At 61.5% G+C, this 14908-nt stretch carries 15 protein-coding genes; 5 read left to right on the forward strand and 10 right to left on the reverse strand.

Annotated features, from left to right (window positions below; translation table 11 throughout):
- Positions 1 to 70: 70 nt before the first annotated feature.
- Both ACWR1S_RS15730 and ACWR1S_RS15735 read left to right on the forward strand, forming a co-directional pair.
- Complete coding sequence (locus ACWR1S_RS15730) at positions 71 to 2182, forward strand: ATP-binding protein (RefSeq protein WP_454564136.1); 2112 nt, start codon at positions 71 to 73, stop codon at positions 2180 to 2182.
- Between the two features lie 31 nt (positions 2183 to 2213).
- Positions 2214 to 4847, forward strand: a complete 2634-nt coding sequence (locus tag ACWR1S_RS15735) for an excinuclease ABC subunit A (RefSeq protein ID WP_454564137.1) — start codon at positions 2214 to 2216, stop codon at positions 4845 to 4847.
- A gap of 212 nt (positions 4848 to 5059) precedes the next feature.
- Here ACWR1S_RS15735 and ACWR1S_RS15740 read toward each other — a convergent pair whose 3' ends face one another.
- The 6 genes from ACWR1S_RS15740 to ACWR1S_RS15765 are packed head-to-tail and all read right to left on the reverse strand — an operon-like array spanning position 5060 to position 10485.
- Entirely contained in the window at positions 5060 to 7003 is a 1944-nt protein-coding gene (locus tag ACWR1S_RS15740; RefSeq protein ID WP_454564138.1) for a response regulator, read from the reverse strand.
- Positions 6993 to 7868 (reverse strand): sensor histidine kinase, encoded by an 876-nt coding sequence (locus ACWR1S_RS15745; RefSeq protein WP_454564139.1) that lies wholly within the window; start codon positions 7866 to 7868, stop codon positions 6993 to 6995. Before ACWR1S_RS15745 ends, ACWR1S_RS15740 begins: the two co-directional genes overlap by 11 nt.
- Positions 7861 to 8871, reverse strand: coding sequence for an ATP-binding protein (locus ACWR1S_RS15750; protein WP_454564168.1), 1011 nt, complete (start codon positions 8869 to 8871; stop codon positions 7861 to 7863). The genes ACWR1S_RS15745 and ACWR1S_RS15750 overlap by 8 nt, the downstream gene beginning before the upstream one ends.
- Positions 8868 to 9272 carry an anti-sigma regulatory factor gene (locus tag ACWR1S_RS15755; protein WP_007912537.1) on the reverse strand — a complete coding sequence of 135 codons (405 nt, stop codon included), beginning with the start codon at positions 9270 to 9272 and terminating at the stop codon, positions 8868 to 8870. The genes ACWR1S_RS15750 and ACWR1S_RS15755 overlap by 4 nt, the downstream gene beginning before the upstream one ends.
- Positions 9269 to 9631: an STAS domain-containing protein gene (locus ACWR1S_RS15760; protein ID WP_007912539.1), complete on the reverse strand. Its 363-nt coding sequence runs from the start codon at positions 9629 to 9631 to the stop codon at positions 9269 to 9271. The genes ACWR1S_RS15755 and ACWR1S_RS15760 overlap by 4 nt, the downstream gene beginning before the upstream one ends.
- 2 nt (positions 9632 to 9633) lie before the next feature.
- A complete protein-coding gene (locus ACWR1S_RS15765) occupies positions 9634 to 10485 on the reverse strand; it encodes an STAS domain-containing protein (protein ID WP_454564140.1) in 852 nt (283 codons plus the stop codon).
- A 249-nt stretch (positions 10486 to 10734) separates the two neighbouring features.
- Here ACWR1S_RS15765 and ACWR1S_RS15770 point away from each other — a divergent pair, with 249 nt between their 5' ends.
- Positions 10735 to 11001: a hypothetical protein gene (locus ACWR1S_RS15770; protein WP_454564141.1), complete on the forward strand. Its 267-nt coding sequence runs from the start codon at positions 10735 to 10737 to the stop codon at positions 10999 to 11001.
- Positions 11002 to 11359: 358 nt separating this feature from the next.
- Here ACWR1S_RS15770 and ACWR1S_RS15775 read toward each other — a convergent pair whose 3' ends face one another.
- Entirely contained in the window at positions 11360 to 11881 is a 522-nt protein-coding gene (locus tag ACWR1S_RS15775) for a DUF4142 domain-containing protein (RefSeq protein ID WP_454564142.1), read from the reverse strand.
- A 29-nt stretch (positions 11882 to 11910) separates the two neighbouring features.
- Positions 11911 to 12087, reverse strand: coding sequence for a hypothetical protein (locus tag ACWR1S_RS15780; protein WP_454564143.1), 177 nt, complete (start codon positions 12085 to 12087; stop codon positions 11911 to 11913).
- Here ACWR1S_RS15780 and ACWR1S_RS15785 point away from each other — a divergent pair.
- Together ACWR1S_RS15785 and ACWR1S_RS15790 are read left to right on the forward strand one after the other, a co-directional pair.
- Positions 12086 to 12328, forward strand: coding sequence for a DUF465 domain-containing protein (locus ACWR1S_RS15785; RefSeq protein ID WP_454564144.1), 243 nt, complete (start codon positions 12086 to 12088; stop codon positions 12326 to 12328). The genes ACWR1S_RS15780 and ACWR1S_RS15785 overlap by 2 nt on opposite strands.
- Positions 12329 to 12437: 109 nt before the next feature.
- Positions 12438 to 12602: a hypothetical protein gene (locus ACWR1S_RS15790; RefSeq protein WP_007912545.1), complete on the forward strand. Its 165-nt coding sequence runs from the start codon at positions 12438 to 12440 to the stop codon at positions 12600 to 12602.
- Between the two features lie 80 nt (positions 12603 to 12682).
- On the opposite strand, the gene ACWR1S_RS15795 is transcribed toward ACWR1S_RS15790, so the two are convergent.
- Together ACWR1S_RS15795 and ACWR1S_RS15800 are read right to left on the reverse strand one after the other, a co-directional pair.
- A complete protein-coding gene (locus tag ACWR1S_RS15795; protein ID WP_454564145.1) occupies positions 12683 to 13759 on the reverse strand; it encodes an SMP-30/gluconolactonase/LRE family protein in 1077 nt (358 codons plus the stop codon).
- The gene (locus ACWR1S_RS15800) at positions 13756 to 14901 is read right to left on the reverse strand and encodes a sterol desaturase/SRPBCC family protein (protein ID WP_454564146.1); all 1146 of its coding nucleotides are present in this window, start codon (positions 14899 to 14901) and stop codon (positions 13756 to 13758) included. Before ACWR1S_RS15800 ends, ACWR1S_RS15795 begins: the two co-directional genes overlap by 4 nt.
- Positions 14902 to 14908 lie beyond the last annotated feature (7 nt).

Genomic DNA, 14908 nt, shown 5'->3' on the forward strand with positions numbered 1-14908 from the left:
ACAGACGGGCGTCGCGTTGCGCTGGCGCGGCAATTTATCGGGCAATCACCTAAGGGCACTGAGTCAGTCGATGCAGTTTTTATCCGATAGCCATGGGTGTGACGGCTGGAAAGGCGAGATGGCCGGGCGTATCAGTGCGTTCGACTGGCGCCACACCGAGCTCGGCCCGCTGGATAACTGGCCGGCCAGCTTGTGCAGCGCCGTGCAATTGATGCTGGCCTCGCCGCTGCCGATGGTCATGCTTTGGGGCCGTGCCGGCTACATGATCTACAACGATGCCTACTCGATATTTGCCGGTGGTCGCCATCCGTATCTGCTCGGCTCGCCGGTTGAACTGGGCTGGCCGGAAGTTGCCGACTTCAACCGGCACGTGGTCGATACCTGCCTGGCCGGCGGCACCTTGTCGTTTCGCAATAAAGAGTTGGTGTTGTTGCGCGATGGTGTTCCCGAAGACGTCTGGATGGACCTGTATTACAGCCCGGTGGCCAATGATGACGGCAAGCCGGCCGGGGTCATGGCGATGGTGGTGGAAACCACCGAATTCGTGCACTCCGAACGCCGGCGTCAGGAAGCCGAAAGCGCTTACCGCGCCGACAACGAACGGGTGCGGCTGGCGCTGAATGCCGGGGCCTTGCTCGGCTCGTTTGTCTGGGACGTGAAAAACAACACGTTGTCGGCAGACGAGCGATTCGCCCGTACGTTCTCCTATCCGCCGAATCAGGACCTGAGCAATCTGGCCCAGGACATTGCTGAATCGCGCATTCATCCCGATGACCACGCCTGGGTACAAGAGCGCGTCGCTCATTCCGTGCAGACCGGCGAGCCGTACAACGCCGAATACCGTGTGCAGCGCAGCGACGGCAGTTACCTGTGGGTGCTGGCCAGTGGCGGCTGCGAGTTCGACGAACAGGGCAAGCCGTTACGCTTCCCCGGCGTACTGATCGACATCCATGAACGCAAGATCGCCGAAGAATCCCTGCTCAAATTTACCCGCAACCTCGAACAGCGCGTGGGCGAGGAAGTCGAGGCGCGGCTGGCGGCTGAAGAGCAGTTGCGCCAGTCACAGAAGCTCGAAGCGATTGGCGGGCTGACTGGCGGCGTCGCTCACGACTTCAACAATTTGCTGCAAGTGATCGCCGGCAATCTGCATCTGCTCGCGCGCCACGAACCGAACAACGCCAATGTACAGCGCCGGGTCAGTGCCTCGCTGGCAGCGGTCGAGCGCGGCGCCAAGCTGTCCTCGCAATTGCTCGCATTTGCCCGGCGCCAGCCGTTGTCGCCGGCGGTGTGCAATCCGCAGCAAATCTTCGAAGGCGTTGGCGAGTTACTGCAGCGGGCGCTGGGCGAAACCATTCAGATCGATGTGCAGTTGCCGCAGCAACCTTGGCACATCAACGTCGACCGCAATCAACTGGAAAACGCGATTCTCAATCTGGCGATCAACGCCCGGGATGCGATGAAGGGCGAGGGCACCATTGCGCTCAGCGCTGCCAATGTGCGACTCGAACGCGAGTTCTGTGCCGGTAAAGGCATCGTCCCCGGCGAGTTTGTCCGCGTTGCGGTCTGTGACACCGGCGCCGGTATCCCGCCAGAGATTCTCGAGCAAGTGTTTGAGCCGTTTTTCACCACCAAGGCCGATGGTCAGGGCACCGGGCTGGGCCTGAGCATGGTGTTCGGCTTCGTCAAGCAGAGCGGCGGGCATGTCGAGATCACCAGCGCTTTGGGCGAGGGCACGCGGGTGCAGTTGTACTTCCCGCGCAGCCTGCGGCCGATCCTTGATGAGGCGCCCAATCTGCAAAGGCAGCAGAGCGGCGGCCACGAGACGATTCTGGTGGTCGAGGACAACGACGCCGTGCGCACTTCGGCGGTCGAGCTGTTGCGCGAGGAGGGCTATCGCGTGTTGACCGCCGGCCACGGCGATGCGGCCATGCAAATGCTTCTCGAAGGTGTCGAGGTCGATCTTATCTTCACCGATGTGGTCATGCCGGGGCTGATCAAAAGCTCCGACCTGTTCGCCTGGGCCAAGGTGCAGACGCCGCCGGTGGCGGTGCTGTTCACCTCCGGGCATACCCGCGACATCATTTCGCGCAATCACCAGTTAAGCCCCGACACCCATTTGCTGAGCAAACCGTACAGCCCGGAAGCCATGTTGCAGATGATTCGGGTGGTGCTCGGTAGCTGAGCGTTGAACATTCCTTCACCAAGGCAGGTCGATGACTTCCAAACGCACCTCCAAAGCGCCCGCCGGCATGGTCCGGGTGCGCGGCGCCCGTGAACACAACCTGAAAAACGTCGACGTCGACATTCCTCGCGATGCGCTGGTGGTGTTTACCGGGGTGTCCGGTTCGGGCAAATCCTCGTTGGCTTTCTCGACTTTGTATGCCGAAGCCCAACGCCGCTACTTCGAATCAGTGGCGCCGTATGCGCGACGGCTGATCGATCAGGTCGGCGTGCCGGATGTCGATTCCATCGAAGGCCTGCCACCGGCCGTGGCCCTGCAACAGCAGCGCGGTACGCCGAGTACGCGCTCGTCGGTGGGCAGCGTCACGACGTTGTCGAGCCTGATCCGCATGCTCTATTCGCGCGCCGGCAGTTATCCGCCGGGGCAGCCGATGTTGTACGCCGAGGATTTTTCACCGAACACCCCGCAAGGCGCCTGCCCGGAGTGCCATGGCCTCGGCCGTGTCTATGAAGTCACCGAAGCGCTGATGGTGCCGGATCCGAACCTGACCATTCGCCAGCGCGCCGTGGCGTCCTGGCCGCTGGCGTGGCAAGGGCAGAACCTGCGCGACATCCTCGTGACCATGGGCATCGACGTCGACATCCCGTGGAAGAAATTGCCGAAAAAACAGCGCGACTGGATTCTCTTCACCGAGGAAACCCCGACGGTGCCGGTGTATGCCGGGCTGACCCCGGAAGAAACCCGCGTCGCCCTCAAGCGCAAGATGGAACCGAGCTACCAAGGCACCTTCAGCGGCGCCCGCCGCTACATCCTGCACACCTTCACCCATTCGCAAAGTGCGCTGATGAAGAAGCGCGTTTCACAGTTCATGCTCGGCAGCCGTTGCCCGGTATGTGACGGCAAACGCCTGAAGCGTGAGGCGTTGTCGGTGACCTTTGCCGGGTATGACATCGGTGAGCTGTCGCAGATGCCTTTACTGCAAGTGGCCGAAGTATTACGGCCGGTGGCGGCCGCCAGTTATCTGCAGCAGGCTGAAGAAACCGGTGAGACGTTGAGCCATGCGCAAACCCGCGAGGCCCGCCAGCAACGCGTGGCCCACGGCGCCAGCGGCCACGGCTCCGCGCCCGACGTTCGCCACACGCCGAACCTGTCGCTGGAGAAACGCCTGGCGGCGCAGCGCATTGCCGAGGACCTGTTGGAGCGGGTCAGCACCCTGACCGATCTGGGCCTCGGTTATCTGGCGCTGGAGCGCAGCACGCCGACGCTGTCGTCGGGTGAGTTGCAGCGCTTGCGGCTGGCAACGCAACTGGGTTCTCAATTGTTCGGGGTGATCTATGTACTCGACGAACCCTCCGCCGGTTTGCATCCGGCTGATGGCGAAGCGTTGTTCGAGGCCTTGCAGCGCTTGAAGGCCGACGGCAACACGTTGTTTGTGGTCGAGCATGACCTGGAAACCATGCGCCGCGCCGATTGGCTGATCGACGTCGGCCCGGCGGCGGGCGAACAGGGTGGACAGGTGCTGTACAGCGGCCCGCCGGCAGGTCTGGCCGAGATCGAACAGTCGCAGACGCGGGCTTATCTGTTTGCCGAATCGCAACGTCAGACACGCGCTGCGCGCAAACCGACGGCGTGGCTGAAACTCGACGGCATCAGCCGCAATAACCTGAACAACCTCAGTGCCGAATTTCCGCTGGGCTGCTTCACGTCGGTGACCGGCGTGTCCGGCTCCGGCAAGTCGAGTCTGGTCAGTCAGGCGTTGCTGGAACTGGTCGGCGCGCAGTTGGGGCGGTCGACGGTGGACAGCGAGCCGGAAGAGCTCAGCCTTGAAGACGACGCACCGCAACTCAGCAGCGGCCAGGTCACGTCGGGGCTGGAGTCGATCAAGCGACTGGTGCAGGTCGATCAGAAACCCATCGGCCGCACGCCACGCTCCAATCTGGCGACCTACACCGGGCTGTTCGACAACGTCCGTAAGCTCTACGCCGCGACCGACGCTGCAAGGGCGGCGGGCTATGACGCCGGGCAGTTTTCCTTCAACGTCGCCAAGGGCCGTTGCGCCACCTGCGAGGGCGAAGGCTTTGTCAGTGTCGAGTTGTTGTTCATGCCGAGTGTCTATGCGCCGTGCCCGACCTGCCATGGTGCTCGGTATAACCCGCAGACGCTGGCGATTCTCTGGCAGGGTTTGAGCATTGCGCAAGTGCTGCAATTGACCGTGGAGGAGGCGGTGGAAGTCTTCGCCGAGCAAGCGGGGATTCGCCGGTCACTGGAAGTGCTGCGAGACATCGGCCTGGGTTATCTGCGCCTGGGTCAGCCGGCCACGGAACTGTCCGGCGGTGAAGCGCAGCGGATCAAACTGGCCACCGAGTTACAGCGCAACCAGCGCGGCGCAACCTTGTACGTGCTGGATGAACCAACCACCGGACTGCATCCGCGCGATGTCGATCGGTTGCTGGAGCAACTGGATACGCTGGTGACGGCGGGGCATACGGTGATTGTCGTCGAGCACGAAATGCGCGTGGTGGCGCAGAGTGACTGGGTGATCGACATCGGGCCGGGGGCGGGGGATCAGGGCGGCCGAATCGTGGTCGCGGGCACGCCGCAGAAGGTTGCGGCGAGCAAGAAGAGCAAGACTGCGCCGTTTCTGGCTAGAGCGTTGAACCGATAGGTGGGTTGGCAGGGCTGATGTCTTCGTCGGAACGCCGCCCGGAGCAAGCTCGCCTACCCATATCCCGCGTACACGCCGAACCCTGTAGGAGTGAGCCTGCTCGCGATAGCGGGGTGTCAGCCACAGATGAATTGGCTGACCTGACGCCATCGCGAGCAGGCTCACTCCTACAGTGGATCTGTGTTCGACATTAATCCCCGTGGGAGCTGCGGTCAGGCACCATCGAGGGTGCGGCGGACCTTGTCGAGCAGTTCACTGATCTGGAACGGCTTGACCAGCATGTCCATGCCACTGCCCAGAAACACCTGACGGTTGATCGCCGTCTCCGCATACCCGGTCATGAACAGAATCGGCAAGCCTTCACGCCACCCCCGCGCAACATCCGCCAATTCCCGTCCACTCATGCGCGGCAGGCCGACGTCGGTCAATAGCAGGTTGATCGACGGGTCATTCTGCAAGCGCTCCAGCGCTGTCTCGATATCCGCCGCCTGGGTGCAGCGATAACCGGCGTCCTCCAGCACTTCCGTGACAAACATGCGCACCGACGGCATGTCTTCGACAATCAGCACATGCTCGCCGGTGCCTTGCGGATCGACCACGGGCGCGGGGATGTCGGCACCGGTCGGGTCGGTGGTGGCCGGCAACATGATCGTCACTTCGGTGCCGCGCCGGGCGACGCTGCGGATGTGCGCATCGCCGCCCGACTGGCGGGCGAAACCATAGATCGTCGACAACCCCAGCCCAGTACCCTGGCCCAACGGTTTGGTGGTGAAAAACGGGTCGAAGACCTTGTCGATGACGTTGTGCTCGATCCCGGTGCCGTCGTCACGCACCGACAACGCCACGTAAGCGCCATCGGCCAGATTCGGGTCGCCATGGGAGTAGGCGGCGTAGGTGCTGACCCAGATATTGCCCCCCGCCGGCAGCGCATCGCGGGCGTTGATCACCAGATTCAACACCGCGCTTTCCAGTTGCACCGGGTCGACCAGAGCGATTGCCGGTTTGTTGGTCAGCTCAAGCTTGAGGCTGATGCGTTCACCGATGGTGCGCATCAGCAGTTCTTCCAGCGAACGCACGTGATCGTTGATGTCCACCGGCCGCGTATCCAGCGGTTGCTGACGGGCGAAGGCCAGCAAACGATGGGTGAGGGACGCCGCGCTCATCGCCGAATTCAGCGCCGCTTCAGAATAAAACTGCACCTTGTCCAGACGCTCATCGGCGACGCGTTTCTGGATCAATTCCAGGCTGGTGATGATCCCGGTCAGCAGGTTGTTGAAGTCGTGGGCGATACCGCCGGTGAGCTTGCCCAGGGCATCCATCTTCTGCACTTGCAGCAGCTGCGCTTCGGCGCGCACGCGTTCGGCGGTTTCCTTGGCCAGTTGCGTGGTGGTGTCGTCCAGACGGGCCAGATGCGAGCGCTCGCGATGGCGGTGTTCGGTGACGTCTTCGACAAATACCAGGCTCAGTTCGGGCGTGCGGTACGGCGAAATCTGCCACTCAGTCTCGCGAATCTCGCCCTGCACGTGCATGTTCAGCGTGCCTTTCCAGCGCTCGCCATCGACCAGCCGCAGGCGCAGTTCATTGAGGATGGCGCTCTGGTCCTCGGCGAAACATTCACGCAGGGTTTGCGGGTCGTGATTGTCGAGAATCAGTTGTGCGAAGGCATGGTTGCATTCGTGCACCTTGAGGCTGGCGTCGAGTACGGCAATCGGCGCGGACACATTGACGAAAATTTCGCGGAACCGCGCTTCACTTTCACGCAGGGCATTTTCCGTGTCGCGCACCCGCAACAGCGTGCGCAGGGTGGCCAGCAGCACGTCCGGGTCGACCGGGTGGATCAGGTAAGCGTCGGCCCCGGCGTCGAGGCCGGTGATGATGTCGCCGGTCTGGATCGACGCGGCGGACACATGGATGACAGGCAGCAGCGCGGTGCGCGAGTCAGCACGCAGAATCCGCACAATGTCGAAACCGCTCATGTCCGGCAGATTGACGTCGAGGATCAACGCGTCGAGCGTTTCGCTGTCAATCAGCGCCAGCCCCTCGCCGCCGGTGCCGGCTTCCAGCACCTCGTAACCGTGCCGCTCCAGCCGTCGGCGCAAGGCGTAGCGGGTGGCGACGTTGTCGTCGACGATCAACAGGCGGATGTCACGTTTCATCGACGTTCTCCAGAGCGATCGCCAGTGGAATGACCACGAAGAAGGTCGAGCCGACCCCCGGCGTGCTTTCCAGCCCGACTTCACCGCCGAGCAGGGCGGCAAAGCGTTTGCACAGTGACAACCCTAGCCCGGTGCCGCGCAGACGTTTCTGCAGCGGCGAGTCGACCTGGGAAAAGTCCTCGAACAATGCACCATGCAGCTCGGGTGCGATACCGATTCCGGTGTCGCTGACGGCAAAACGCACCTTGTCCACGCCTTCGAGGCGCGCCGACACCCGCACTTCGCCACGGGTGGTGAACTTCAGTGAATTGGAAATGAAGTTGCGCAGGATTTGCCCAAGTTTCTTGTCGTCGGTGTACAGGCGCGGCAAGCCGACCGGTTCTTCGAAAATCAGGTCCACGGCGGAGGCGTCGACAATCGGCCGGAACATCCCGCGCAGCGCGGAGAACAGGTCGAACATGTCGAACCACGCCGGGGAAATGGTGATGCGCCCGGCCTCGATCTTCGCCAGGTCGAGCAGGTCATCGACCATGTCGCTCAACTCGCGGGCAGCGGTGCTGACGAACGCGACCTGCTTGTGTTGTTCAGGGCTGAGCGGGCCGTCGAGTTCGTCGGCGAGCAGGCTGTTGATACTGAGGATCGAGCCCAGTGGCGTGCGGAATTCGTGGCTCATGTACGACAGGAAACGACTTTTCAGGTCCGAAGCCTGGCGCAGTTCTTCCGCCTGCATGTCGAGTTCGGCGTACAGGGCCAATACGCCTTGGTTGGTTTCATCGAGTTCTTCGCGCAGGGCCGCGGTTTCGCTCTGCAACTGCGCAATCAGCGCGGCCTGCTCGGCAGTGCTCAATGTGGGCGACTCAGCCATGGGCGGCCTCCAGGGCAACGACCAATACCGTTACATCGTCGCGCCCGCGACAGAAGTCGCGGTGCAGGACGCTGGCTATCACGGCGGGATGGCGGTGCACCAGGCCGGGGTAGTTTTGAAGATTCCAACGGGACTGCAAGCCGTCGCTGTACATGATCAATAGATGTCCGTTCACGTGAGCATAGTCAAAGGGCCGGGCTTTTCGGTATTGCACGCCGACGATGCCTGGGTGCGAGGCCAGTCCGCGGGACTTGTCGGCGCTGATCAGGCTGGCGCCGATGTTGCCGACGCCGGCAAAGGTCAGGTGGTCGCGCCTGCCGTCGAACTGAGTGAACGCAACGGCGCCACCGCGGGTGCCGATCATGTCCCTGTGCATGTCCTCCATCAGCATCACCGGGTCGGCAAATGGCGTCAGGGCAAAGGCTCTCGCCCCCTCGCGACCGGCGCGTTCAGCTTCCTCGCCATGACCGAGACCATCGATCATCAGTGCGCTAATGCTGGCGCCTTCATACGCCAGGTGCCAGACGTCACCGCACGCCGGATCGTTGTGCAGCGAGTGCTGGCTGACGCCAAAACGCATGTCAGGGGCGCGATCCGTGCGCGCGTACAGTCTGGCCAACAACACTGCGCCACGGGCATCGGCGTACACATCAAACACTTCGGTCTGACGCGATATCGAGCCGAGGCCGATGCCTTGGGTGCCGCCGGTAGAAAACCCGTCGGCCATGCAGGCCTGCAGATCAAACCCCTGAGCACGGTCGATGGCGAGTAACTCAATGCCAAAACCATTCGCGCGCGGCAACACCCGCAGGTGCATTTCACCGTGGCTGGCGTGTTTGAGCACGTTACTCGCCAGCTCCGTCGCCACCAGTGCCACGCGCCCGGCATCGCGCTCGTCGAAGCCATGTTGTTCGGCCAGTTGCTGCGCGGTGCGCCGTGCGTGGCCGATCTGACTGCTGTCTTCGATCAGTAAAACCTGGGTCATCGACCCGCTGATATTCATGTCCATCGGGTAATCGTTATGCGCGTGCCTTTACCGGGCTCGGTTTCCAGTTCGAACTCTTCCACCAGCCGTTTCGCCCCGGTCAGACCCAGGCCCATGCCGCTGCCGGAGGTCCAGCCGTCGGTCATCGCCAGTTTGATATCGGCAATGCCCGGACCTTCATCGCGAAACGTCAGGCGCAGACCGACCTTGTGATCCTCATCGAGAATCTGCCAGTCCATGTCGCCGCCGCCACCGTAAACCATGGTGTTGCGCGCCAGTTCGCTGACAGCGGTGACCATTTTGGTCAGATCGATCAGGCGCATCCCGCATTCGGTGGCCAGTTTGCGTGCGGTCTGGCGCGCGAGCACGACATCCTGCTCGATGTGGATGGGTTGAGTACCGCTGCTGCGTACGGTCATTGCCGGTCTACTCGTTCCTGCAGCAGCTTCATCCCGCGCTCGACGTTCAATGCCGTGCTGACACCGGGCAGGGTCAGGCCGAGTTCGACCAGGGTGATCGCCACGGCCGGCTGCATGCCGACCAGCATGGTTTCGGCGTCCATGATTTTCGACAGGCCGGAGATCGTGCTGATCATCCGGCCAATAAACGAGTCGACCATGTCCAGCGCCGAGATGTCGATCAGCACACCCCGTGCCGAGGTCTTGCTGATGCGCTCGGACAAGTCGTCCTGCAAGGTGAGGGCGAGTTGGTCATGCATGTCGACCTGAATGGTCACCAGCAGGAACTTGCCCATCTGGAGAATCGGGATACGTTCCATATTCAAGCCGTCTTGACGAGGCTGACACCCAGACGGGTCAGGGCCAGTTTCAATGCGTCGGCCAGATTGGCCTTGGTCACCACGCCTTGCAGGTCGAGACCGAGGTGGACGATGGTCTGCGCGATTTGCGGACGCACACCGCTGATGATGCAGTCGGCACCCATCAGACGGATCGCGGTCACGGTTTTCAGCAGGTGCTGGGCGACCAGGGTGTCGACGGTCGGCACGCCGGTGATGTCGATGATGGCGATTTCCGAACCGGTGTCGACGATGCGTTGCAGCAGCGATTCCATCACCACTTGCGTGCGCTGCGAGTCGAGGGTGCCGATCATTGGCAGCGCCAGCACGCCGTCCCACAACTTGACCACCGGGGTCGACAGCTCCAGAAGTTCTTCCTGCTGACGCTTGATCACCGCTTCGCGGGATTTCTGGAAGGTGCGGATGGTGTGCATGCCGAACGCGTCGAGCAGCTCGGAGACTTCCCAGAGTTGTTCGGCGAGCAGCGCAGGCTGGTCGTTGTAATGGCTCTGCAGCAGGTTAAACAGCGGGCCTTTGAGGGCGAAGATGAAACTGGCGGTCTGCTGCGAATCCTGGCCGAGCAGGGCGCGGCTGTGGGAGAGCTTTTCGAGGAACTGACGTGTTGATTCCCAACCGGGTGCATTGATGTGGGTGCCGTTGTCGCTTTCCAGGCCACTGACCACCAGTTGCAGGAACTCGCTGGTTTGCTGCTGCACATCGTGGTCTTTCAGATTGCGCGTGGCGCCGCTGGCTTGCAGGCCATTGATCCATTCGCCCAGCAGTTGCGCTTGTTTGTTTTTCATCGCATCGAGTGTGCTGTTCTGCAGTGCTGCCATGTGCCTGTTGCTCCGTCGCGAAAGGGGGGCGATCGTGAAAAATGACCGCCGCGAAGTGATCGACATTTGCCGTTCGAAATAGTTGTTCGTTGCTGCGCGTATTTTTTTCATCTGGCGCAACTAACGTCCCGGTAACTCTAGTCGGCGTGGCCGGGCGCGGCGAAGTTTTGAACGTTGGCGTGGGGCAGGCTTCGAATCTTTAAGGCCCGGCGTGTTTGCGTCGGGCTTGATTTGACGAGCGAGGTGGTCATGAACGAGCAAAAGAATCAGCAGAGTCAATCCGGCGAACCGATCAACCGCAACGATCCAGCGATTGACCCGCAGGTGCCGGGGCAACCAGCGCCGACGCAGCAGCAGGGCGAGGATGGTCAGGCGCAGAGTGCCGATCCGGCGGTGGATCAAAAGAACCAGCACACGGACAACGACAACGAGTTCAGCCCGGGCTTTGAACCGCAGCCGGATCGGGCGAAACCGGGGGAAGAGACGGATGCGGATATTGATACCGATGGGGGTTGATTTTCGGCGGATATGACAAGGCCGCATCTTATGGATGCGGCCTTTTTTACGTTCTGATTTTGTGGTGTTGCGGATATCGATCCCCCTCACCCCAGCCCTCTCCCCCAGGGGCGAGGGGGAAAGGGAGCCGATCTCGGTGCTTTTCAAAATCCAGGTTCAACTCAAGATTTCAGGTCGATGTAACCCGAACATTCAACCCGCCCGAATCCCTCCCGCTCTCTCAAAGGGAAAGGGAGCCGGTCGGCGGCTGTTCAGAACCTGAGTTCGACTCCGGACGTTCAGGTCGGCGTAGCTCGAATATCCAACACGGTAGGCTCCCTCTCCCTCCGGGAGAGGGCTGGGGTGAGGGTAAGGCTTTTTACTTGCTCGGATGCTTGGCCTGCAATTCTTTGGCGGCGGCGAGGTGTTTCTCCAGCGCCGGCAGCATTTTCTGCGCAAAAGCCTTCAATTCAGTCGCGCCTTTAACCTTGTCATCCGTCACGGTATTGGCTTCTTTCTTGAACAACTCAATGGTCTCCTCGTGCGCCTTCACCTGATTGTTGGCGTAAGCGGCGTCAAAGGACTCATCGCGCAGGTCGAGAATTTTTTCCTTGGCCTGTTTGACCAGGGTTGTGGTGTCCGGGACTTCGATGTCATTGGCCTTGGCAATGGTCGCCAGTTCGTCATTGGCCTTGCCGTGATCGGTGATCATCATGTTGGCGAACGCCTTGATGTCTGCCGATTGGCTTTTTTCCAGGGCCAGACGGCTGGTTTCGATTTCGGCGATGCCACCGGCTGCGGCGTTATCGACGAAGTCATTGTCCGTCGCGGCGAAAGCGCTGCCCATGCCGCTGCTCAAAGCGACAGCCAGAACCAGATGACGCAGGTTGAATCCGTCCATTGTGTATCTCCACGCAGTTTTTGTAGGTGTTAACCAATGGAGGCAACCGGGCGGATAAAGGTTTGATCGCATTTGCGACAGGGCGACGAACGGGCACCGCTGGTCTGACAGGTGGTCGACAGAAGCGCCCAACCAAGGCCATTCTGATAACTGGCCAGCGCAATCGGTCGCGTTGGCCAGCCGATCAACTGACGGAGGTGTTCCATGCCGGTGACCCATGATCTGTTACAGGACTTGAAGCTTACGAAGGAAGAGATCCAGCAAAAACGCACCGTGGATCCACATCTGGACGCACTGATCAATAAGTATTCCCAGGCGGACGCCGACGTGGTCAAGGCCGAGACGGCCACCTCGGATGCACCCAGCGACGACACGCTGAAAAAACTCAAAGAGAAGCGCTTGCAGGTCAAGGACAAGATCGTCGAGCAATTACAGGCGCGAACCTGAAGCCTTGTTGATCCGCCGACCTGCGGTTGCGGATTGACGGGAACGACAGCCACGAGCGGCACCTCGAATGTACAGAGTCTTCAACTCCCGACTCTTTGCGAGGTGCCTTATGAACGATCCCAAATTCCCCAGTGAAGAGCAGGGCGCATTCGACCCGGTTCCCACGCATCCTGAACCGAACAGCCCGGCGCATACCACGGCCAATCCTGAAGAGCCGGATGAGGATTTGCCTGAAGACGAAGATCCGGACAAGTTCGACAAGTCCAGTAACTGACAGACCGCTTTCGCGAGCAGGCTCGCTCCGGGCGGCGTTCCGACGAAGACGTCAGCCCATTCACCACAAAACTGCCAGGTTCACTTCAGTGCCGCATCCAACGGCATCCGCGCCATATGCATCGCCTTCAACGAGCCAAAATACAACCACGGCCCATACTCGCGCACCGTGGTAATCGGCGAGTAATTGCCACTGCTCGCGTCCTGCAAATTGGCAATCACCTTGCCGTCCAGATCCAGCCCCAAAACAAACCCGCGCTTCTCCACCGGCTTAGGCAAAACCGTCAACGCCCGCACAATCATCTTGCGCACGAATGGGTGCCCGGCCGTGCCGTCGAGCAAGGCATTGCGCGGCGCATACAACGCCACCCAGAACCGGTTGCTGCCATTGAATGCGAGGTTGTCCGGCAGCCCCGGCAGGTTGTCGATGAACAGGTCGTGAGTGCCGGCTTTCGGCCCGGTCAGCCAGTAACGGCTGATGCGGTAAGCGCCGGTTTCATTGACCAGCACATAGGCGTCGTCGGGGCCAAGGGTCACGCCGTTGGCGAACTCCAGTTTGTCCAGCAGCACGCTGGTTTTACCGCTCTGGAAGTCATAACGCAGCAGACGTCCGTCGCCGCCATGCTCGATGATTGCCTCGCCGTCATGGCCATAACCCCAACGACTGGAAGCATCGCTGAAATAGGCGTAATGCCCGGACTCGTCGATGGCCACGTCATCGGTGAAACCGAACGCCAGACCGTTGGCCGCCGTGGTCAAAGGAATCAACTGACCCTGCGCATCAAGGGACAGCAAGCCCTTGACCCCATCAGCGATCACCAGCATGCCGTTCGGATGCCGGGCCAGGCCCAGCGGACGGCCACCGGTGTCGGCGAGTACTTTGCGTTGCTGGCCGTCGAGGCTGGTACGGATCAGTCGACCGTCGTGCAGCCCGGTGATCAGGAAGTCACTCTCCAGCAGCAACGCTTCCGGCCCTTCGATGTCGCTCGGCCCGACCCGCGCTGCGCCTTTGAGTTTCTGGTTCTCGGCGTAAATGCCTTCTTTCAGCGAGGGTGCTGGCGCCGGTGTCCAGGCGACGGGTTCGACTTTGGTGGGCATCAACAATAAGAACGCGATGACGATGAGAATCAGCAACAACAGCAGATGTCGTCGCTTCACGCGCTGGCCCTCGCCGAGGCCAGGTAGCGGGCGGCCATGTCGCGCAGCGCCAGCATTGATGCGGCGGATTCGCGCTCGATGCGCCGTTTGAGCAGCAAGTGATTGGCGATGCGCATGCCCAGACCGTCGAAGCGATAATCCAGCGTGCGTACAAACCGCGTGCCGCTGCCTTCGGCGCTGCATTCATAGGTCAGCAGCAACGACAAGCCATGATCGCCTTGCGCCCGCGCGCACCAGCGCCGGCCGGGAAGGTATTCGCTGACTTCCCAACTCAAGTGGCCCGCGCGCCCGCCGGCATGAATGTCCTCTTCAAAGCGTGAGCCGGCATGCAGCGGGCCGGGCGGGCCGTCGATCTTCAGCGACGACGGGTGCCACTCCGGCCAGCGACCGACACTGGCGGCGTAGGCGAGCACGGCGATGGGGTCGCCAGCGATATCGATGGTGTGCTGCAGGCGGGTCATGGGCATTCTCGAATAACTCAAAGGGGCGGTTTCCGGCTCCCAGGACAGGGTGCCGAACAGGTAGTCCATCAGCGGCAGGACGATGTTGAAGTTGCGCGCCTGCATGCGCTCGCGGCGGTGATGCAGTTCGTGCAGACGGCGCATCTGGCGGATCCACGGCAGGCGTGTCAGCGGGTTGTGCGGCGGCAGATGTTCGCAGGCGTGGAACACTTCGTACGTCAGATAGCCGAGGACCATGCAGCCGCCGAACAGCCCGGCGACGTTGGCGTTGGCTTGTGCGATCAGCCACCACAGCGGCAGGCTGATCACCAGCGTGTGCAGCACAATCAGCCACGCCGGGAACAGAATCACCCGCCAGTCGCGGGCGCTGTCGTAGGTCATGTGGCCGGGGGTGAAGAAGCTGTGATGATCGCCCGCATGCCGGGCGTAGAACATTTTCGCGAAGGTCTTTTTGTGATGGCCGAGATGGCGATGGACCATGTACACGCCGAAGTTGAAGAAGAGCAGGGTCAGCGGTACCGTCAGCCATTCCAGCAGGCTGACCTGCTGCACGCTGCTCCAGAACGCAGCGATGGCCAGCACGCCGAACAGCAGCACGAAGGCACCGTGCAGCCACGGGTTGTACCTCGGATGAATGGCCGCACGATAGCGGCTGCGAAATGCCTCGGTGGTCTGCCTCACTGCATCA

It is taken from the genome of Pseudomonas sp. AIG (assembly GCF_977020205.1).

Bases quoted from the DNA above. Each gene is read 5' to 3' on its own strand.
- ACWR1S_RS15730 (WP_454564136.1), top strand. From the start codon at position 71: ATGCAGTTTTTATCCGATAGCCATGGGTGTGACGGCTGGAAAGGCGAG.
- ACWR1S_RS15785 (WP_454564144.1), top strand. From the start codon at position 12,086: ATGCCGGTGACCCATGATCTGTTACAGGACTTGAAGCTTACGAAGGAA.
- ACWR1S_RS15740 (WP_454564138.1), bottom strand. From the start codon at position 7,003: ATGAAACGTGACATCCGCCTGTTGATCGTCGACGACAACGTCGCCACC.
- ACWR1S_RS15790 (WP_007912545.1), top strand. From the start codon at position 12,438: ATGAACGATCCCAAATTCCCCAGTGAAGAGCAGGGCGCATTCGACCCG.
- ACWR1S_RS15735 (WP_454564137.1), top strand. From the start codon at position 2,214: ATGACTTCCAAACGCACCTCCAAAGCGCCCGCCGGCATGGTCCGGGTG.
- ACWR1S_RS15760 (WP_007912539.1), bottom strand. From the start codon at position 9,631: ATGGAACGTATCCCGATTCTCCAGATGGGCAAGTTCCTGCTGGTGACC.
- ACWR1S_RS15750 (WP_454564168.1), bottom strand. From the start codon at position 8,871: ATGAATATCAGCGGGTCGATGACCCAGGTTTTACTGATCGAAGACAGC.
- ACWR1S_RS15755 (WP_007912537.1), bottom strand. From the start codon at position 9,272: ATGACCGTACGCAGCAGCGGTACTCAACCCATCCACATCGAGCAGGAT.
- ACWR1S_RS15780 (WP_454564143.1), bottom strand. From the start codon at position 12,087: ATGGAACACCTCCGTCAGTTGATCGGCTGGCCAACGCGACCGATTGCG.
- ACWR1S_RS15775 (WP_454564142.1), bottom strand. From the start codon at position 11,881: ATGGACGGATTCAACCTGCGTCATCTGGTTCTGGCTGTCGCTTTGAGC.
- ACWR1S_RS15745 (WP_454564139.1), bottom strand. From the start codon at position 7,868: ATGGCTGAGTCGCCCACATTGAGCACTGCCGAGCAGGCCGCGCTGATT.
- ACWR1S_RS15770 (WP_454564141.1), top strand. From the start codon at position 10,735: ATGAACGAGCAAAAGAATCAGCAGAGTCAATCCGGCGAACCGATCAAC.
- ACWR1S_RS15765 (WP_454564140.1), bottom strand. From the start codon at position 10,485: ATGGCAGCACTGCAGAACAGCACACTCGATGCGATGAAAAACAAACAA.